Genomic DNA, 19643 nt, shown 5'->3' with positions numbered 1-19643 from the left:
TCAGCCCTTGGCGGCGGCCCGGTACGCCTTCGCCGCGTCCGCCTCCAGGCGCGCCTGGGTCCCGGCGATGTCCTGCGGGTTCTTCAGGAAGTCCTGGAGCGCCTTCCACTCGCCCTTCCCCGGCGTCCCGCCGAAGGACTGCGGCATCTGGTCCGACATGTCGAAGCGGAAGTCGTCACCCGCGCCGATGAGCGCCTTGGCGATCTCACGCTGGACGTCGTTCGGGTACGCCGCCGGGTCCAGGTTCTTGTTGGGCGAGAGGAAGCCGCCCTCGGCCGCCCAGATCTTCGCCGCGTCCGGGGAGGCGAGGAAGGCGAGCAGCGCCTGCGCGCCCTTGGTGTCCTTCAGGGCCACGGCCGCGTCGCCGGCCGTCACCACGGGGGCGGTGCCGCCGTCGCCGACCTTCGGGAACGGAAAGACCTTCGCGTCCTTCCCGACCTCCGCCTTCGTCTGGGCGATGTTGACGGCGGCGAAGTCGCCCTCGAAGACCATCGCCCCCTTCGGCTGGTCCCCGCCCGTGAAGGTCTGGGTGACCGAGGCCGGGTACTCCGTCTGCAGCGCTCCGGTCGGCCCGCCCGCGATCAGGGCCGGCTTGCCGAAGAGCTCGGCGAGGGTCTTCAGGGCGGCGGTGACGGACGGGTCCGTCCACTTGATCTCGTGCTTCGCCAGCTGGTCGTACTTGGCCGGTCCCGCCTGCGAGAGGTAGACGTTCTCGAACCAGTCGGTGAGGGTCCAGCCGTCCGCGCCGCCGACCGAGACCGGCGTCACGCCCGAGGCGGAGATCGTCTCGGCCGTGGACAGGAACTCCTTCCACGTCTTCGGCTCGGAGGCGCCCGCGCCCTCGAAGACGGCGGTGTTGTACCAGACCAGGGACTTGTTCGCGGCCTTGAAGTACACCCCGTACTGGGTGCCGTCCACCGCGCCGAGCTCCTGCCAGCCGCGCGAGTAGTTCGCCGCCAGCTGCGCCTTGGCTTCCGGGCCGACCGGCTTCAGCCACTTCTGGGCGGCGGCCTGCCGGATCGCGCCCACCTGGGGCAGCATCGCCACGTCCGGCGGGGAACCGCCGGCGATCTTCGTGCCCAGGAAGTTCACGATCGGGTCCTGCGCGGGGACGAAGGTGACGGTCGCCCCGGTGCGCTTCTCGAACTCCTTCAGGACCTTGGTGAAGTTCTCCTGCTCGGGGCCCGTCCAGACGGCGGCGACCTCGATCTTCTCGCCCTTCAGGGAGAGTTCGCGGTCGGGCGCGGGATCCCCCTTGTCCTTGGCGGCCTCGCCGCCGCAGCCCGCCAGGGCGAGTGCGGCCAGCGCCGCGAGCGCCGTGAACGTCACCGCGGCCTTGCGTGGACGAAGAGTTGTACGCATCGCTGCCCCGTCTCCCGTGTGCTTCGCTGTCCCGTGCGTTTCACTGTCCGTCCGACAGGTCTACGCCGGGCCGCGGAGCCCCGCAATACCGCCTTCCGTGTCAAGCGGGCGATCGTGACGCCCTCGTGACGTGCTGTCAGCCGTGCGTGGCCGGGGTGAGCGGGGGCACGGGGGTCGCCTCGACCGAGCGCGCCGCCCGGTCGAGCGCGCTCGCCAGGAGGGCCAGGTCCGTCGGTCCGTTGCCCAGCTCGCGGACCGGGCGGCGGGTGGGCGGGTCGCCCATCCGCTCCCACTCCAGCGGGACGACCGTCGGGCGGAGCGTCGCCGTCCGGGGGATCCGGCCCGTCACGCGGCCCGCCTGGAACGGCGTCACCCGGCCGTCCGGATGCCCGAGGCGGCCCCGCCCGGCCACCGGGACGTCCGGGCCCGCCGCCACCGGGGGCGCGTCGAGCACGATCCGCAACCGTGCGCCGTGCGCCAGCTCGGTGTCGGCGGTACGGTCCGGGCGCGCCGAGGTCGCGACGAGGTGCACCCCGAGCCGCTCCCCGTGCCGCGCGACGGCCTCCAGAGCCCGTACGACGGACCCGGCGGCCGGCCGGCCGGGGGCGCCGAGCGCGGGGGCGACCAGGGCGTCGAAGTCGTCGACGAGGACGACGAGCCGCGGCAACTGCCCGCTCCCCGCCCCTCCCGCGGGACCCTGCTCTCCGGATGCGGGCCGCGGGATCCGCCCATGGACGTCGTCCGTGCCGGGGTACGGGGTGCGGGTGCTCGTCCTGCCGGTTCCGTCGCCGGCGCCCGCGCCGACGCGGAGGGTGGGGTGGTCGGTGAGGTCGTCGGCGCCGGTGCGGAGGGTGCGGCTGCTCGGGCGGTCGTCGAGAGGCCCGGAGTCCCGCCGCGGCAGCCGCCCACTGGGCGTATCGGCCAGGAAGGAGTCCCCGCCGGAGCGCACCCGCGCGCTGGGCCGGCCGTCGAGCGAACCGTCCCCGGCCCGGGGGACGCGCCCGCCGGGACGGTCGGCGAGATCACCGGTACCCGGGTGGGGGGTACGGCCGCTCGGGCGGCCGCCCAGGTCACCCCCGCGCTCGGCGCGCCCGCTCGACCCGGACGTCACGTCGCCCGCGCCCGCGCGCGGGACGCGCCCGGCGCTGGGGAGCGAGCCGATCGTGCCGTCGCCCGTGCGGAGCGTGCGGCTGCTCGGGCGGTCCGGGGCGTCGCCGGTGTCCGGGACCCGGACGGTCGCGCGGGCACCCTGGGGCAGGGATTCCGCCGCGCTGGGGGCCCGCTGGCCGATCAGCCGGTCGGCGGCGGGCGGGCGGCTGCCCCGGCGGTCGGCGAAGTGCCCGTCGCCCAGGAGTTCCGCCCGGCGCTTCAGCTCGGCGCCGAGCGCCTGCGCGAACTCCCGCATCCGTACCGGGTCCGAGGCGACCAGGTGCTCGGTGACGTGCGGCAGCTCCGTACAGACCGCGAGACCTTCGCCGCGCTCGCCGCCCGCGCCGTCCACCAGGAGCAGGCCGAGCCGGTCCGGGCGGCCGCCCGCCGCGAGCGAGGCGGCGATGGAGCGGAGCAGCTCCGTGCGCCCGCTGCCCGCCGGGCCCTCGATCAGCAGGTGCGGGCCCTCCTTGGTGAGGTCGACGGCGAGCGGTCCGCGCGGGCCCGCGCCCAGGACGGCCGTGCCGTCCCCGGCGGAGGCCCAGCGGGCCATCAGGGAGGCGGGGGTGGCGCGGGCGAGCCCGAGCTCGTCGAGGAGGCGGGCCGAAGGGGGCAGGGCGGCGGTCCGGCCGTGCGGGGCCGCCGCCGTCTCCGGGCGCAGCGGGGCGAGGGCCCGGCCGAACCGCTCGGCCCAGGCGACGGAGACCGCGTCGACGACGCCGACGGTGCCGTGGCCCGCGAGCCGTCCGCCGGAGGTGCGGAGCAGCCGCAGGGCCGTCGCCACGTCACCGCTCAGGAGCGCGGCGGCCCCGCACTCGCGGAAGGCGAGGGACGCGGCGCACGCGGCCTCGTAGGTGGCGGCCACCGGCGATTCCGGCGTGGCGGAGGGCGCCTCGGCGAGGCAGAGGAGGTGGATGCCGGCCGCCGCGCCCACGCCCGCGAGGCGCGCGACCGTCTCGCGCAGGGCCGCCGATCCCGGGTCTCCGTCGACGATCACGACCGTCGTCGGCCCGTCGTGGCGGGCCGCCGCGTCGGCGACGGCGGCGCGGTCGGCGCTGGGCCAGCCGGGGCCGAGCGGCCCGTCGTCGAGCCGCCGGGTCAGCTCGGCCGTACGGGCCTGCGCCTGCTCGCGGTCGTACGCCAGGAGCAGCCGGCAGTCCTGGCCGTGGGCCGGCCGGGCGTGCGGGAGCCAGCCGAGCCAGCCCCAGGCGCGGCGCCGCTCCTCCAGGGGGCGGTGCCGGTCGGCGCTGATGAGCACGATCTCCAGGTCGGAGGGGGAGTGCAGGGCGGCGAGCTGGGCCACGACCGAGCGCGCGAGGCCGGTGAGCCGGTCGCCGGGGCCCGCCAGGCCGAGCGAACCGGCCTCGCGCAGTCCGACGGTGACCGGGACGCCGGAGAGGTCGGCGCGGTCCGTGGTGCCGAGCCGGACCACCAGGGACTCGGGGTGGTCCTGGGCCCGCTCCCATAGGCGGGGGCCGGGGCCGAGGGCGGTGAGCAGGACGGTGGCCGGGTCGGGCCAGGTGTCGGCGCCAGGTACGGGACCGGGGGCGCCGCCCCGCGCCACGGTGCCGAGCCCCGGGCCGGCGTGGGTGGCGGGGGAGGCGGGGAGGCCGGCGGCGGGGGCCGGGAGCTCCTCGCGGCCGCCCGCCAGACGCCGGGCCCACGCGCCGAGTCCGCGCTTGCCGCCGCCGCGCGCGGGCGCCGTGGGCGTGTCCTCCCGGCCCCGGGAGCGGTCGGCCCGCGGGGTCCTGCCGTGCGGCTCGCCGCCGTCGGCGCCGTCGTGGTCCGCGTACGCGCCGGGACCGCCGCCGTATCCGTCGCGGGGGTCCCCCCCGTGCGCGTGGCCGCCGTCGTGGACCTCGCCGAACGCGATCCCGCGTGCGCCGCCGTGGGTGGTGTCGTCCGCCGGTTTCACCCGGTCGGTCCGGTCCGGCACGTCCGTCGCATGCGCGACGCGCAGGTGGCCCTCCCCGTCCGGGGCCGTCGCCACCGTCTCCGTACCACCGGGGGCGCCGCCGGGGCCCGTCAGACGGAGGGCGGACTCGCCGAGCCGCAGCAGCGCGCCCGGGCGGAGCGGGACGGGGCGGTCTCCGACGGGGACGCCGTCGAGCGTCGTGCCGTTCGTCGAGCCCCGGTCGGCGACCGTGACCCGGCCGTCCTCGCGGACGGTCACCGTGCAGTGGGAGCGGGAGACGTCCGGGTCGTCGAGCGGCACGTCGGCGTCGGCGGAACGGCCGATTCTGATCGCTCCGCCGTGCAGCAGGTGCACGCCGCCCGCGTCCGGGCCCGCCACCACGTGCAGCCGGGCGAAGGCCGTCTCGTCGGCCCGGTCGTCAGGGCCGGGGACCTGGAGGGAGAGGACCGCGCCGTCGACCAGCGGGGGTTCGCCGAGGACGCAGCGCCGGCCGTCGAGCCGCTCCGCGCCCGCGTAGAGCACGGTCGTGCCCGAGGCGGAGGTGTCGGGGCCGGTGACGGCGGCGGCGAGGTTCGAGGCCACGGCGGCGAGGGCCGTCCCGGCCGGGGCCGTGACGAGCACGTCGCAGGCGCGCCCGGCGCCGTGGCCGGCGTACGGCGCGAGGACGGTCAGCCGGATCTGCATCGCCGTCAGCGGTCCCTTCTGCGCGAACCGGCCCGGCAGGGGGAACCGCCCTGTGTCTCCCCCCACCCGGCACGGGCGCGTCGCCCGGTACAGGTCGGCACGGCGCGGGGGCTCCCGACCCCACCGATGCGACGTGCTGCAGGCATCCTCGCACCTGCCACCGACAACACGCCCGCGGGTCGGTCACAAGTGATCTTGAACGGTCGGCGGTGGGCGAGAAATAGCCTGGTTGGGCATGCCTTCGGCGCATGCGTGGCAACCGTCGCACGTCGTGGAGCGTCTTCTTCCGGACAAGTTCCGTTCGCTCCGGACCCCCGACGAGGCCCGGACGCGGCCCGGGAACCGGCCTGTGGACGACCGGCCTGTGACCCGTTCGGCGGCACTAAAGTGGGTCGGACACCCGGACGGGGTCACAACTCAGGACAGGGACTCCGGTCGACTCGGGACGGGGACCCCGGAAGCTCAGGACAGGGACCCCGGGAACATCCCCGGACCACGATCAGCAGGGAGCGCGTGACGTGCGGCCTATCGGCAGCAAGTACCTGCTCGAGGAGCCGCTCGGCCGCGGCGCCACGGGCACCGTCTGGCGAGCCCGCCAGCGGGAGACGGCGGGCGCCGAGGCGGCCGTGCCCGGCCAGCCCGGCGAGACCGTCGCGATCAAGGTCCTCAAGGAGGAGCTGGCCAACGACGCGGACATCGTGATGCGCTTCCTGCGCGAGCGGTCCGTGCTGCTCCGGCTGACCCACCCGAACATCGTGCGCACCCGCGACCTGGTCGTCGAAGGCGATGTCCTCGCCCTCGTCATGGACCTCGTCGAGGGCCCCGACCTGCACCGGTACATCAGGGAGAGCGGCCCGCTCACCCCGGTCGCCGCCGCCCTCCTCACCGCCCAGATCGCCGACGCGCTCGCCGCCAGCCACGCCGACGGCGTCGTCCACCGCGACCTCAAGCCGGCCAACGTCCTGCTCGCCGAGCAGGGCGGCCAGATGCACCCGATGCTCACCGACTTCGGCATCGCGCGCCTCGCCGACTCCCCGGGCCTGACCCGCACCCACGAATTCGTCGGCACGCCCGCGTACGTGGCGCCCGAGTCCGCCGAGGGCCGCCCGCAGACCTCCGCCGTCGACATCTACGGCGCGGGCATCCTCCTCTACGAGCTGGTCACCGGCCGGCCGCCGTTCGCGGGCGGCACCGCCCTCGAGGTCCTCCACCGCCACCTCAGCGAGGAGCCGCGCCGCCCCTCGACCGTGCCCGGACCGCTGTGGACGGTCATAGAGCGCTGCCTCAGCAAGAACCCGGACCGGCGGCCCAGCGCCGTGAACCTCGCCCGGGGCCTGCGCGCGGTCGCCGCCGGCATCGGCGTGCACGCCACGCCCGCCCAGATCGAGGCGGCGGACGGCGTCGGCGCGCTCCTCGCTCCCGACCCGGCGCCCGCGCCGGTCCCGGGCACCCCCGAGGCCCAGACCCCGGGCGCCGCCGACCCGACCCAGGTGCTGCCCACGGGCGCCGCCGGTGCCGGGACGCCCCCGCAGTACGACCCCGCCGCCGCGACCAGCGTCATGCCGACCAGCGGCCCGATGGGCGGCGCCGACCCGACGGCCGTCATGCCCCCCGTACCGCCGCAGCCGCCCCAGTCCGGTCAGCCCGAGGATCCGCACCCCTGGCAGAGCCAGCTGCGCCAGGTCCGCGACCGCAACGAGCAGACGCAGGTGCAGTACCTCGACCCGAGCGAGGACCCCCTGCGCCGCCGCCCGCAGCGCCGGCCGCAGCAGCCCCCGCAGGACCAGCGCCCCGGCCCGTACGGACAGCAGCAGGACCAGCGCCCCGGCCCGTACGGACAGCAGCAGCAGGGACAGCAGCCGCCCCCGCCGTACCAGCAGCAGCGCCCTGCCCCGCAGCGCCCCGCACCCCAGCCGTACCAGCAGCAGCCGCAGCGGTACGCGCCCCCGCCGCCCCCGCAGCAGCAGTACACGCCGCCGCAGCCGCCGCCCCAGGCCCCGGCGCCGCGCGAGCCGCGCCCGCCGCGTCAGCGCAGCGCCAACCCCGTGCGGATCCCCGGCCTCGGCTGCCTCAAGGGCTGCCTGATCATGATCGTCCTCTTCGTGGTCGCCGGCTGGCTCGTCTGGGAGCTCACCCCGCTCCAGGACTGGGTCGCCCAGGGCAAGGGCTACTGGGAGGCCATCGGCGACGGCATCACGAAGCTGTCCGACTGGTTCTCCTCGCTCGGCGAGTCCACCGGTTCCGGGGGTACTACCGGCGGTACGGGGCAGTAACACTGCCGATTTGTCGACTTCCGAGGGGTGATTTCCCCTCGGAAGTCGAGACCGGCGGCCGGGGACGCGTAGCTTTGTCGAGAACCGCAGCCGCTGAGGGAGCAGTCTTGGCACGGAACATCGGCAGCCGCTACACCGCCCACCAGATCCTCGGGCGGGGCAGCGCCGGAACGGTGTGGCTCGGCGAGGGACCCGAAGGGCCCGTCGCCGTCAAACTGCTGCGCGAGGACCTGGCCTCCGACCAGGAGCTCGTCGGCCGCTTCGTCCAGGAGCGGACCGCGCTGCTCGGCCTCGACCACCCCCGGGTGGTCAAGGTCCGCGACCTCGTCGTCGACGGCAACGACCTCGCCCTCGTCATGGACCTCGTCCGCGGCACCGACCTGCGCACCCGGCTCGACCGGGAGCGACGCCTCGCGCCCGAGGCCGCCGTCGCGATCGTCACCGACGTCGCCGAGGCCCTCGCCGCCGCGCACGCCGCCGGGATCGTCCACCGGGACGTCAAGCCCGAGAACATCCTGCTCGACATGGAGGGGCCCCTCGGCCCCGGCGGGGCCCACCCCGCCCTCCTCACCGACTTCGGCGTCGCCAAACTGATCGACACCCCGGGCCGCACCAAGGCCACCCGGATCATCGGCACCCCCGACTACCTCGCCCCCGAGATCGTCGAGGGGCTCCCGCCGCGCGCCGCCGTCGACATCTACGCCCTCGCGACCGTCCTGTACGAGCTGCTCGCCGGCTTCACCCCGTTCGGCGGCGGCCATCCCGGCGCGGTCCTGCGCCGCCACGTCACCGAGACCGTCGTCCCGCTGCCCGGCATCCCCGAGGAGCTGTGGCAGACGATCGTCCAGTGCCTCGCCAAGGCCCCCGCCTCCCGGCTGCGGGCCTCCGAGCTCGCCACCCGCCTGCGGGACGTCCTGCCGCTGCTCAAGGGCATCCCGCCGCTCGACGTCGACGAGCCGGACGCGGAGCCCGCCCCGGAGCCGTACGAGGAGGACACGTACGCCACGGGTACGGGAACGGGCGAGCCCGGTCCGCGCCGCGCCGCCGTCCCGCTCGTCCCCGGCGCCTCCGCCGACTCCAACCGCGACACCCACACCTCCATGCGCGTCCCGGCCCCCGACGAGCTCTCCGGCGGCCCCCTCGGCACCGCCCGCGCCCCGCGCCCGGCCGGCGCCCGCCGCCCCGGCTCGGCCCGCCACAAGGCGGGCGCGGTCCGCAAGAGACGGATCACCCTGGCCGTCGCGGCGGTCGTGGTCGCGGGCGCGCTCGGCGCCGGCGGCTACCTGGCGGCCTCCGGCGACGGGGACGCCCCGCCGCAGGACTCCACGCAGTCCTCCCAGCCGTAGGTTCGGCTCCTTGCCCGGAGCCGTTACGCTGGACGCGTGGCAGTCGTCGATGTATCCGAAGAGCTGAAGTCCCTCTCCTCGACCATGGGGTCGATCGAGGCCGTCCTGGACCTCGAGAAGCTGAGGGCCGACATCGCCGTGCTCGAAGAGCAGGCCGCGGCCCCGTCCCTGTGGGACGACCCGGAGGCGGCGCAGAAGATCACGAGCAAGCTTTCGCACCTCCAGGCCGAGGTCCGCAAGGCCGAGAACCTGCGCAGCCGGATCGACGACCTCGCGGTGCTCTTCGAGCTCGCCGAGGAGATGGACGACCAGGACACCCTCGCCGAGGCCGAGACGGAGCTCGTCTCCGTCCGCAAGGCCCTCGACGAGATGGAGGTCCGCACCCTCCTCTCCGGCGAGTACGACGAGCGCGAGGCCCTGGTCAACATCCGGGCCGAGGCCGGCGGCGTCGACGCCTCCGACTTCGCCGAGCGGCTCCAGCGGATGTACCTGCGCTGGGCGGAGCGGCACGGCTACGCGACAGAGGTCTACGAGACCTCGTACGCGGAGGAGGCGGGCATCAAGTCCACCACCTTCGTGGTGAAGGCCCCGTACGCCTACGGCACGCTCTCCGTCGAGCAGGGCACCCACCGTCTGGTCCGCATCTCGCCCTTCGACAACCAGGGCCGCCGCCAGACCTCGTTCGCCGGCGTCGAGATCCTGCCGGTCGTCGAGTCCTCCGACCACGTCGAGATCGACGAGTCCGAGCTGCGCATCGACGTCTACCGCGCCTCGGGCCCCGGCGGTCAGGGCGTCAACACGACCGACTCGGCCGTGCGCATCACGCACCTCCCGACCGGCATCGTCGTCTCCTGCCAGAACGAGCGCTCGCAGATCCAGAACAAGGCGAGCGCCATGAACGTCCTCCAGGCCAAGCTCCTGGAGCGCCAGCGCCAGGAGGAGCGCGCCAGGATGGACGCCCTCAAGGACAGCGGCAGCTCCTGGGGCAACCAGATGCGTTCGTACGTGCTCCACCCGTACCAGATGGTCAAGGACCTCCGTACGGAGTTCGAGGTCGGCAACCCGCAGGCCGTCCTGGACGGCGAGATCGACGGCTTCCTGGAGGCGGGCATCCGCTGGCGCAAGCAGCAGGACAAGTAGTCCCTCCGTCGTCACGGCCCCGGGCCCCGCACCTCTCGGTGCGGGGCCCGGGGCCGTCCCCGCACCCTCCCGTGTATTCGCTGCCGCAAGCGGAAGCGAGGCCGTCGGGACGCTTTGTCGACAAGGGAACTGGCCTCGGCGGGCCCGGAGTTCAGGGTTTACGTCACAGTTGCATCGTCGCATGTCGGTCACCTGGTGATCTTTCGGGCATCGCACGCGCAACGACCTTGACGCTTCATCGGAAACTCGGGAGGGTGACGTACTGGCATGCGCTTTTCTGGGACGCGTGTGAACGGGGGCCGGTCCAGTCGTGACGTCGCCTCTGCTGCGCGGGGCCATGAGCGCTGCCCCATGACGAGATGAGCTACTGGGGGTAGCAGCTAAATGACCAACAAGACGCGAGTCCGCCTGGTGCGGGTCGCGGCCAGTGCCGTGATCATCGCCGGTGCGTCCCTGACCGCGGCCGGTGCCGCGCAGGCCGTCGGCGGATTCGGAACCGACTCGAACCCGACCCAGGATGCCGGTATCGGGATCCAGGTCGACGGTGAGGAGAACGGCATCATCGGCGGCGGGATCTCCGGCGGCGCCTCGGCCGACGGTGGTGCCGCCGATGGCGGTGCGGCCGCTGACGGTGGCGCTGCCGCCGATGGTGGCGCTGCCGCCGATGGTGGTGCGGCCGCTGACGGTGGTGCCGCTGCTGACGGTGGTGCGGCTGCTGACGGTGGTGCCGCGGCCGACGGTGGCGCGGCCGCCGATGGCGGTGCGGCTGCTGACGGTGGCGCGGCCGCCGACGGTGGTGCCGCTGCCGACGGCGGCGCGGCTGCTGACGGTGGTGCCGCGGCCGACGGTGGTGCGGCTGCTGACGGTGGTGCCGCTGCCGACGGCGGTGCTGCCGCTGACGGTGGTGCCGCTGCCGATGGTGGCGCCGCGGCCGACGGTGGCGCGGCCGCCGATGGTGGTGCTGCCGCAGACGGTGGCGCGGCTGCCGACGGTGGCGCCGCCGCTGACGGCGGTGCGTCCTCGAACGGCAACTCCAACGGCAACTCCAACGGCAACTCCAACGGCTCCGGCAACGGCGGTTCGTCGTCCAACGGTGGTTCCGCCACCAGTGGCGGCAGCTCGTCCGCCGACGGCGGTTCGGCCTCCACCGACGGCGGCTCCACCACCACCGGTGGCGGCTCGTCCACCGACGGTGGCGCCGGGACCTGCACCGTCGACCTCGACGGCGCCGAGTGCGTGGACACCCCGAACAACACCGACACCGACCAGGCCGGCTCGCAGCCCGTCCAGCAGGGTCAGGCCAAGGAAGAGCTCGCCGAGACCGGTGCGGCCGAGACCTCGTTCCTGATCATCGGTGCCGCCACCATGATCGCCGGCGGCATCGGCTTCCGTATGCTGCCGCGTCTCGTCGGCGGCGGTCGCGCCGCTGTCTGACGCGGTCGCGCGGACGCATGACGAAGGGCCGGGGAGCACGCTCCCCGGCCCTTTCGCATGGTTCCGGCTCGTGGGCGCCCCCGCGCCCCCGTGCTCTCCGTTCAGGCCGCCTGGACCACGGCGAGCAGCGCGATCGCCGCGAGCAGGGCGATCGCCAGGGTCAGCAGCATCGCGGGGGACGGCCCCTGAGGGGTCAGTCGCTCCCGGTTGGCGCGGCAGACAGGGCAGCGGCCCTCGGACACCGGGGCCGCGCAGTTGGCGCACACCAGTCGGTCGTAGGTCATGCGCTCTCCTCCTCCCGCACTGGGGTACTCACCAGGACAACGTCCGGAGGGATCCGGACGTTCCCCCTACCACTGTGCCAGCTCCTCGGCGTTTCGGCGCGCCCCGCCGGATCGCCCGCCGCCCCTCCGGAAGGGCGAAAAGGATAAACGGTGCAAGCCGGGACCGCGACTGCGCGGGCCATCCCCGGTCGCGTAAGGTCACGCTCACCTACTCCCGGCCGACCGTGGTGCATCCGTGATCCGATTCGACAACGTCTCCAAGTCCTATCCGAAGCAGAGCCGCCCCGCTCTCCGGGATGTCTCCCTGGAGATCGAGAAGGGGGAGTTCGTCTTCCTCGTCGGTTCCTCCGGCTCCGGAAAGTCGACTTTCCTGCGACTGCTCCTGCGTGAGGAGCGCGCCAGCCAGGGCCAGGTGCACGTCCTCGGCAAGGACCTGGCCCGGCTCTCCAACTGGAAGGTGCCGCAGATGCGGCGTCAGCTGGGCACCGTCTTCCAGGACTTCCGCCTGCTGCCCAACAAGACCGTCGCCGAGAACGTGGCCTTCGCCCAGGAGGTCATCGGCAAGCCGCGCGGCGAGATCCGCAAGGCCGTGCCGCAGGTGCTCGACCTGGTCGGGCTGGGCGGCAAGGAGGACCGGATGCCGGGCGAGCTGTCCGGTGGTGAGCAGCAGCGCGTCGCCATCGCGCGGGCCTTCGTCAACCGGCCGATGCTGCTGATCGCCGACGAGCCCACCGGCAACCTCGACCCGCAGACCTCCGTCGGCATCATGAAGCTGCTCGACCGGATCAACAGGACAGGGACCACCGTCGTCATGGCGACCCACGACCAGAACATCGTCGACCAGATGCGCAAGCGCGTCATCGAGCTCGAAAAGGGCCGCCTCGTCCGTGACCAGGCGCGCGGCGTCTACGGATACCAGCACTGAGCCTGTAGCGAGTAGGAGAAAGCAGACCCATGCGCGCTCAGTTCGTGCTCTCCGAGATCGGTGTCGGTCTCCGGCGCAATCTCACGATGACCTTCGCCGTCATCGTCTCCGTAGCCCTCTCGCTCGCCCTCTTCGGCGGTGCGCTGCTCATGCGCGAGCAGGTCAGCACGATGAAGGACTACTGGTACGACAAGGTCAACGTCTCCATCTTCCTCTGCAACAAGGCGGACGCGGCCACGGCGGCCAAGTGCTCCAAGGGCGCGGTCACCAGCCAGCAGAAGGAGCAGATCGAGGCCGATCTGAAGGAGATGAACATCGTCGAGTCCGTCCAGCACGAGACGGCCGACCAGGCGTTCAAGCACTACAAGGAGCAGTACGGCGACACCGCCATCGCCTCCGTGGTGACGCCGGACCAGATGCAGGAGTCGTTCCGGGTCAAGCTCAAGGACCCGGAGAAGTACAAGGTCGTCGCCACGGCCTTCGCCGGCCGGGACGGCGTCGAGTCGGTCCAGGACCAGCGGAACATCCTGCAGAACCTCTTCGACCTGATGAACGGCATGAACATCGCCGCTCTCGGCGTCATGGGCCTGATGCTGATCATCGCGCTGATGCTGATCGTCAACACCGTCCGTGTCTCGGCCTTCAGCCGCCGCCGCGAGACCGGCATCATGCGGCTCGTCGGCGCGTCCAGCTTCTACATCCAGATGCCGTTCATCATGGAGGCCGCCTTCGCCGGACTCCTCGGCGGCGCCGTCGCCTGTGTGCTGCTGCTCGTCGGCCGGTACTTCCTGATCGACCACGGCATCGCACTCGCCGAGAAGATGCAGCTGGTCAACTTCATCGGCTGGGACGCCGTCCTCGCCAAGCTGCCGCTGGTGATCGCCATCGGGCTCCTCATGCCCGCCGTGGCCGCCTTCATCGCGCTGCGCAAGTACCTGAAAGTGTGACAAGACACAGGTGCCGGTGGGCGGCGTCGTACGGCCAAAGGCCGTGCGGCGCCGTCGCCTTGTCCTAGAGTGGGCGGCATGCCGGCCGGCACCGACGATCTCTGTATCCGGCCCCGCGGAGTGATCCGTGGGGCCGTTCTGACGTTGGTCTTCACCGGCGTCCTCGCCACCGGCGCCGTCACCGGCTCCCTGCCCCGTCAGGAGTCCGCGGGCGCGCACCGGCCGTCCCCGGCCCGTACGCCGGGCGGTTCGACCGTCGACAGCGCCGCGCTCAGCCGGGCCGCGGCCGCGGCCATCGCGGACGGGAAGTCGGGGAAGAAGGCGGCCGAGGAGTTCGTCAGCCGCAGCGGCGACCGCTGGGGCGCGGTGTACGACAAGAAGGAGTACGCCGAGTTCGAGCAGGCCCTCGACGGCGCCTACACGGGGGTCGGGCTCTCCGCCGGGCGGGCCGGCGCGGGCGGGGTCCGGGTGACGCGGGTGCGCGCCGGGGGTCCCGCCGAGCGGGCCGGGCTGCGGACCGGCGACCGGCTCGTCTCCGTCGACGGTCGCCCGGTCGACGGGCTCTCCGTCTCCGAGGTCGTCTCCCTGCTGCGCGGCGACGGCGTCCCCGGCTCGGCCGTCGCCCTCGGGGTCGAGCGCGGCCGCGCCGCCTGGACGCAGACCCTGCGCAGGGCCCGGCTCGCGACGGACCCGGTGACCGTGCGCCGGCTCGACGACGGGGCCGTGCTGATCCGGGTCGCCGCCTTCACCAAGGGCGCGGGCACGCGCGTGCGTGAGGCGGTACGGGCCGCCCCGGCCGGCGCCGGAGTCCTCCTGGACCTGCGGGGCAACGCGGGCGGCCTGGTCTCGGAGGCCGCCGTCGCCGCCTCCGCCTTCCTCGACGGCGGGCTCGTCGCCACGTACGACGTCGAGGGCGAGCAGCGCGCCGTGTACGCGGAGGGCGGCGGCGACACCGGCAGGCCCCTGGTGGCGCTGATCGACGGGGGCACGATGAGCGCGGCCGAGCTGCTCACCGGCGCCCTCCAGGACCGGGGCCGCGCGGTCACCGTCGGCTCGCGGACCTTCGGCAAGGGTTCGGTCCAGATGCCGAGCGCGCTGCCGGACGGCTCGGTCGCCGAGCTGACCGTCGGCCACTACCGCACCCCCGCCGGGCACGCCGTCGACGGCCGCGGCATCACACCGGACCTGGCGGCGGGGGAGCGGGCCGAGGAACGGGCGAGAACGGTATTGAGTGGCCTCGGAGGGGGCTCGTAGTGCGAAAATGGCCGCACTATGGCAAAGGGACTCGTGAACGTGCAGGGCAAGCCTGCCAAGAAGAACCAGGACAAGGCGCCGGAGCGCAAGCTCATCGCGCAGAACAAGAAGGCGCGGCACGACTACCACATCATCGACACCTATGAGTGCGGTGTGGTGCTCATGGGCACCGAGGTGAAGTCGCTGCGCATGGGCCGGGCCTCGCTGGTCGACGGCTTCGTCCAGATCGACGGCCACGAGGCGTGGCTGCACAACATCCACGTGCCCGAGTACATGCAGGGCAGCTGGACCAACCACCACGCGAAGCGGAAGCGGAAGCTGCTGCTGCACCGTGCCGAGATCGACAAGCTGGAGTCGAAGTCGCAGGAGACGGGTCACACGATCGTGCCCCTCGCGCTGTACTTCCTGAACGGCCGGGTCAAGTGCGAGATCGCGCTCGCCAAGGGCAAGAAGGAGTTCGACAAGCGCCAGACCCTGCGGGAGAAGCAGGACACGCGCGAGACGAACCGGGCGATCGCGGCGGCCCGGCGGAAGCAGCGGGCGGCGCAGAGCGCCTAGCTCCGGGTAATACGCTGGCGACCGCACCCGTCGGTCACGTACGATGGGTCACGCACCCCACCGAGGGTGCGCGCCTTGAAAAAACAACATGGGGATGATCGGTTTCGACAGCGGATGTCGAAGCAGTGGGAAGCGTGTCGAGGAAGCGGCAATGATCTCGTAAACCATATGTCGCAACCAATAATCGCCAACACCAAGAGCGATAACTCCCGCTTCGCCCTCGCTGCCTAATTTTAGGTAACGAACAGAAGCCTCTGTGAGGAGCGTCAGCCCGGGGATGGTCCCGACCCGGATCCTGGCGTCATTTAGGGATCTAAACCTCTCGCCCCGGTCACGGGGGTGAGGGGGAAATCAAACAGTGACTGAGCCCGTTCCGGACTTGTCTGGGTGATCCGGAGGGCTGAGAAACTCGCACCAGACTGCACACGGAGAAGCCCTGATTCTGCACCGTTGGACGCGGGTTCGATTCCCGCCATCTCCACTCATCCCATGTGGGCAGAGGCCCGGTGGTCGTTCGCGACCGCCGGGCCTCTGTCATGCCCGGCGTCCTGTGCCCGTCGTCGTGCACAGGGTCAGGGCCAGGGTCGCCGCTGTCGCCGGGATCAGGAAGCCGAACGAGGCGAACGGCGCGTGGTCGGCGGCCCAGCCGCCCGTGGCCGAGCCGGCCGCGATCCCCGCGAGGAGGGCGGTCACGGCGAGGGTCATGCCCTCGTTGAGCCGGCCCGGGGGCGTCAGGCGCTGGACCAGGCCCATGCCGGTCACCATCGTCGGGGCCGTGGCCACGCCCGCCACGAGGAGGCCGGCGGCCAGGGCGAGCAGGGAGCCCGTCGAGGCGGCGAGCAGGGGCATCGTCATCAGGACGGCCATCGCGGCCAGACAGGTGCGCAGGCGGACCGTGCGCCGGGCGCGGCCGTAGAGCAGGCCCGCCGCGCCGGAGCCCGCGGCCTGGAGGGCGAGGACGGGTCCCGCGACGGGACCGTCCACGTACGCGAGGGTGACCACCTCCATGGAGCCGAAGACCGCTCCCGTCGCGAGGAAGACCGCGAGCAGGGGCGCCATGCCGGGGGCGCGCAGCGGGGAGCCCGCCGCGGTGCGCGGGGCGACCGGCGGCTCGGTGGAGCGCTGGGTGGCGAAGATCAGGACGCCGCCGAGGAAGAGGGCGGCGGCGGTGAGCGTGCCCGCCTCCGGGAAGAGCGCTGAGCACAGGACGGCGGCGAGCACCGGGCCGACCATGAAGCAGAGTTCGTCGGTCGCCTGCTCGAAGGCGTTCGCGGTGTGCAGCGCGGCCGGGTCGTCCCGGAAGAGGTGCGCCCAGCGGGCCCGGGACATGCCGCCCGTGTTCGGGGTGGTGGCGGTGGCCGCGGTCGTGAGGAAGAGCGCCCACGCGGGGGCCCGCTCGTGGACGCAGAGCAGCAGGACGAGGTGGCCCAGGACCGCGTAGGCCGTGGCCGGGACCGCGACCCTGGCCTGGCCGTACCGGTCGACGAGCCGGGCGATCAGCGGGCCGGTGACGGCGCCGACGGCGAGGCCGGTGGCGGTGACCGCGCCGGCCAGGGCGTAGGAGCCGTACGCCGCCGCGATCATGATGACGGCGCTGACGCCGAACATGCCCATGGGCAGCCGGGCGATCAGGTTCCCGGCGGTGAAGGCGCGCGTGCCCGGGTGGGAGAAGAGCCGCAGGTACGGCCCCGGGGGCGGCGTGCGGCGGGTTTCGCGGTAGCGGGGGGCGAGGGCCGGGCCCCCGGGGGTGAAGGCGAGGGCGGGGGCCGGGCCCGGCGGGGTGAGGATGAGGTCCGGTTGGGGCATGTCCCAAGGCTCGGTCGGCGTGCCCCCGCCGGTCCAACACCTACTCGGTGGCGATTCACGCACCTGTGTTGTTGAATGCGGCGGTGGTGACCTCCTCGTACGACATCGACCCCCGCCTGCTTCGCGCCTTCACCGCCGTCGCCGAAGAGCTGCACTTCACCCGCGCCGCCGCCCGCCTCTACCTCGCCCAGCAGGGCCTCAGCCGCGACATCCGGCGCCTGGAAAGGGAGTTGGGCGCCGACCTCTTCGTGCGGACCACCCGGCAGGTCGCCCTCACCCCCGACGGCGAGCGCCTCCTCCCGTACGCCCGACGGGTGCTGGCCGCCCACGACGAGCTCAGCGACGCCTTCCGGGCCGCGCCCCGGCCTCTCCTCGTCGACCTCAACAGCCCCGACCTCGTCCAGGAACGCATCCTCCTCCGGGCCCGTGAACTCGCCCCGGAACACGAGCTGATGGCCCGCTACGAGAGCGGACTCACCGGCGCCGTGCAGTCCATCCTCACCGGCCGGATCGACACCTCCTTCGGCCGGTACGGAGGACTCGACGCCCGGCTCAGGGCGCGACTCGACTCCCAGTTCGTCCGGTACGAGCCGATGGCCGTCGTCCTCCCCGAGGACCATCCGCTCGCCGGCCTGCCCGAGGTGCCGCTCGCCCGGCTCGCCGGGGAGCGGATCTACGCCGGGGCCGGGAACGACCGCACCCCCGAGTGGACCGACCTCGCCGCCCGCCTCTTCGCCGGCCGGAACATCGAGATCGCCCCGCCCGCGCCGCTCGCGATCGGCCACGAGGAGTTCCGCCGGCTCATGGCCAAGCACCGCAACCCGGTCCTCGCGGTCGTCGACTTCCCACCCATGCCGAACTGTGTGATCCGGCCCCTCGTCGACCCCGTCCCCCTGTCACCCGTGAGCCTGGTGTGGCGCAAGGGACTCCGCCACCCGGGCCTGGACGCCCTGCGCCGGGCCGCCGCGGAGCTGGGCGCCCGCGAGGGGTGGCTCACCCGGCCGCCGGGCGCCTGGCTGCCGGAGGGGGAGGCGGGACTCCCCGCGCCGGGGGCGCTCACAGACGGGCCGCGCGCCGGGTGAGAGCAAGGTTCCGCCACCGTCACCTCACGGCACCGCCCTGAAACGCGCCCTTCCTAGCGTCGGTCGCATCAGGGATCCGACGTCGTGGAGGTGCGAGATGGCTGGCCGCTGGATCGAACGCTGGGAACCGGAGGACGAGACCTTCTGGCGGGAGAAGGGAGAGCGGATCGCACGACGGAACCTGCTCTTCTCCGTCTTCTCCGAGCACATCGGCTTCTCCGTCTGGAGCCTCTGGTCGGTCATGGTCCTCTTCATGGGCCCCCAGTACGGGGTCGACCCGGCCGGCAAGTTCTTCCTGATCGGCACCGCCACCTTCGTCGGCGCGCTGATCCGCATCCCGTACACCTTCGTCGTCGCCCGCTTCGGCGGCCGCAACTGGACGGTCTTCAGCGCCCTGCTGCTCCTGCTGCCCACCGGCCTCGCCTTCGCGGTGATGGAGCCCGGCACCTCGTACAGCACCTTCGTCCTCGTCGCGGCGCTCACCGGCGTCGGCGGCGGCAACTTCGCCTCCTCGATGACCAACATCAACGCCTTCTTCCCGCTGCGGAAAAAGGGCTGGGCCCTCGGTCTCAACGCGGGCGGCGGCAACATCGGCGTCCCCGTCGTCCAGCTCGTCGGCCTCCTCGTCATCGGCACCGCCGGAGCGATACACCCCAGGATCGTGCTCGGCGTCTACCTGCCGCTGATCGTCGTCGCCGCCGTCTGCTCCGCGCTGTTCATGGACAACCTCGCCCCCGTGAAGAACGACACCGGAGCGTTCAAGGAGGCCGCCACGGCCCGCCACACCTGGATCATGGCCTTCCTCTACATCGGCACCTTCGGCTCCTTCATCGGCTACAGCTTCGCCTTCGGCCTGGTCCTCCAGACCCAGTTCGGCCGCACCCCCCTCCAGGCCGCCTCGCTCACCTTCATCGGCCCGCTGCTCGGCTCGCTCATCCGGCCCGTCGGCGGCTCCCTCGCCGACCGGTACGGCGGCGCCCGCATCACCCTGGGGACCTTCGCCGCGATGGCCGCCGCGACCTCGGTGGTGATCTACGCCTCCGTCATCGAGTCGCTCGCCGTCTTCCTCGTCGGCTTCACCGGCCTCTTCGTCCTCAGCGGCCTGGGCAACGGCTCCACGTTCAAGATGATCCCGGCGATCTTCCTCGCCCAGGGCCACCGCAAGGGCCTCTCCGGCCAGGCCGCCGAGTCCTACGGACGACGGCTCTCCGGCGCCTCCATGGGCGTCATCGGCGCGGTCGGCGGGATCGGCGGCCTCGGCATCAACCTCGCCTTCCGCCAGTCCTTCCAGACCGCCGGCACCGGCACCGCCGCCTTCGTCGCCTTCCTCGTCTTCTACGCGGCCTGCATGGTCGTCACCTGGGCGGTATACCTTCGGAGCACGGCCACCGTCCCCGAGACCGCCGAGGCGGTCACGGAGGCGGAGCCCCGGTCCGGCTACGCCCGGGTGTGATCCCCGATGCCCGGCGCGGACCGTAACGACC

General features: G+C 73.3%; 14 protein-coding genes and 1 other RNA gene. 11 read left to right on the top strand and 4 right to left on the bottom strand.

Features of this window, described 5'->3' with window-relative positions; translation table 11 throughout:
- Together ACZ51I_RS05375 and ACZ51I_RS05370 are read right to left on the bottom strand one after the other, a co-directional pair.
- Positions 1 to 1362, bottom strand: a complete 1362-nt coding sequence (locus ACZ51I_RS05375) for an ABC transporter substrate-binding protein (RefSeq protein ID WP_468871621.1) — start codon at positions 1360 to 1362, stop codon at positions 1 to 3.
- 136 nt (positions 1363 to 1498) lie between these two features.
- Positions 1499 to 5110: an FHA domain-containing protein gene (locus tag ACZ51I_RS05370; RefSeq protein ID WP_468871620.1), complete on the bottom strand. Its 3612-nt coding sequence runs from the start codon at positions 5108 to 5110 to the stop codon at positions 1499 to 1501.
- A gap of 518 nt (positions 5111 to 5628) precedes the next feature.
- On the opposite strand from ACZ51I_RS05370, the gene ACZ51I_RS05365 reads away from it, so the two are divergent.
- From ACZ51I_RS05365 to ACZ51I_RS05350, 4 genes are all read left to right on the top strand, one after another.
- On the top strand, positions 5629 to 7383 hold the full coding sequence (locus ACZ51I_RS05365) for a serine/threonine-protein kinase (protein ID WP_468871619.1): 1755 nt from the start codon (positions 5629 to 5631) through the stop codon (positions 7381 to 7383).
- Between the two features lie 107 nt (positions 7384 to 7490).
- Positions 7491 to 8729 (top strand): serine/threonine-protein kinase, encoded by a 1239-nt coding sequence (locus ACZ51I_RS05360; RefSeq protein WP_468871618.1) that lies wholly within the window; start codon positions 7491 to 7493, stop codon positions 8727 to 8729.
- Between the two features lie 36 nt (positions 8730 to 8765).
- Positions 8766 to 9869 (top strand): peptide chain release factor 2, encoded by a 1104-nt coding sequence (gene prfB, locus ACZ51I_RS05355; RefSeq protein WP_468871616.1) that lies wholly within the window; start codon positions 8766 to 8768, stop codon positions 9867 to 9869.
- Between the two features lie 384 nt (positions 9870 to 10253).
- The gene (locus tag ACZ51I_RS05350; RefSeq protein WP_468871615.1) at positions 10254 to 11303 is read left to right on the top strand and encodes a hypothetical protein; all 1050 of its coding nucleotides are present in this window, start codon (positions 10254 to 10256) and stop codon (positions 11301 to 11303) included.
- A gap of 101 nt (positions 11304 to 11404) precedes the next feature.
- Here ACZ51I_RS05350 and ACZ51I_RS05345 read toward each other — a convergent pair whose 3' ends face one another.
- A complete protein-coding gene (locus ACZ51I_RS05345; RefSeq protein ID WP_468871614.1) occupies positions 11405 to 11587 on the bottom strand; it encodes a hypothetical protein in 183 nt (60 codons plus the stop codon).
- Positions 11588 to 11822: 235 nt separating this feature from the next.
- Here ACZ51I_RS05345 and ftsE point away from each other — a divergent pair, with 235 nt between their 5' ends.
- The 5 genes from ftsE (at position 11823) to ssrA (ending at position 15755) form a co-directional block, all read left to right on the top strand.
- Positions 11823 to 12512 (top strand): cell division ATP-binding protein FtsE, encoded by a 690-nt coding sequence (ftsE, locus tag ACZ51I_RS05340; RefSeq protein ID WP_030692056.1) that lies wholly within the window; start codon positions 11823 to 11825, stop codon positions 12510 to 12512.
- Positions 12513 to 12541: 29 nt separating this feature from the next.
- Positions 12542 to 13459: a permease-like cell division protein FtsX gene (gene ftsX / locus ACZ51I_RS05335; protein WP_468871613.1), complete on the top strand. Its 918-nt coding sequence runs from the start codon at positions 12542 to 12544 to the stop codon at positions 13457 to 13459.
- A gap of 78 nt (positions 13460 to 13537) precedes the next feature.
- Positions 13538 to 14713, top strand: a complete 1176-nt coding sequence (locus tag ACZ51I_RS05330; RefSeq protein ID WP_468871612.1) for a S41 family peptidase — start codon at positions 13538 to 13540, stop codon at positions 14711 to 14713.
- A gap of 18 nt (positions 14714 to 14731) precedes the next feature.
- The gene (gene smpB / locus ACZ51I_RS05325; protein WP_468871611.1) at positions 14732 to 15271 is read left to right on the top strand and encodes an SsrA-binding protein SmpB; all 540 of its coding nucleotides are present in this window, start codon (positions 14732 to 14734) and stop codon (positions 15269 to 15271) included.
- A gap of 90 nt (positions 15272 to 15361) precedes the next feature.
- Positions 15362 to 15755, top strand: a transfer-messenger RNA (tmRNA) gene (gene ssrA / locus ACZ51I_RS05320).
- Between the two features lie 50 nt (positions 15756 to 15805).
- Here the strand turns inward: ssrA and ACZ51I_RS05315 are convergent.
- Positions 15806 to 17077, bottom strand: a complete 1272-nt coding sequence (locus ACZ51I_RS05315; RefSeq protein ID WP_468871610.1) for an MFS transporter — start codon at positions 17075 to 17077, stop codon at positions 15806 to 15808.
- 86 nt (positions 17078 to 17163) lie between these two features.
- Between ACZ51I_RS05315 and ACZ51I_RS05310 the strand changes: the two genes are divergently transcribed.
- Complete coding sequence (locus ACZ51I_RS05310) at positions 17164 to 18159, top strand: LysR family transcriptional regulator (RefSeq protein WP_468871704.1); 996 nt, start codon at positions 17164 to 17166, stop codon at positions 18157 to 18159.
- Between the two features lie 97 nt (positions 18160 to 18256).
- On the top strand, positions 18257 to 19612 hold the full coding sequence (locus ACZ51I_RS05305; RefSeq protein ID WP_468871609.1) for a nitrate/nitrite transporter: 1356 nt from the start codon (positions 18257 to 18259) through the stop codon (positions 19610 to 19612).
- Positions 19613 to 19643 lie beyond the last annotated feature (31 nt).

Source organism: Streptomyces sp. NPDC034084 (assembly GCF_055575535.1).
This window is presented reverse-complemented; position numbering and strand designations above follow the sequence as displayed.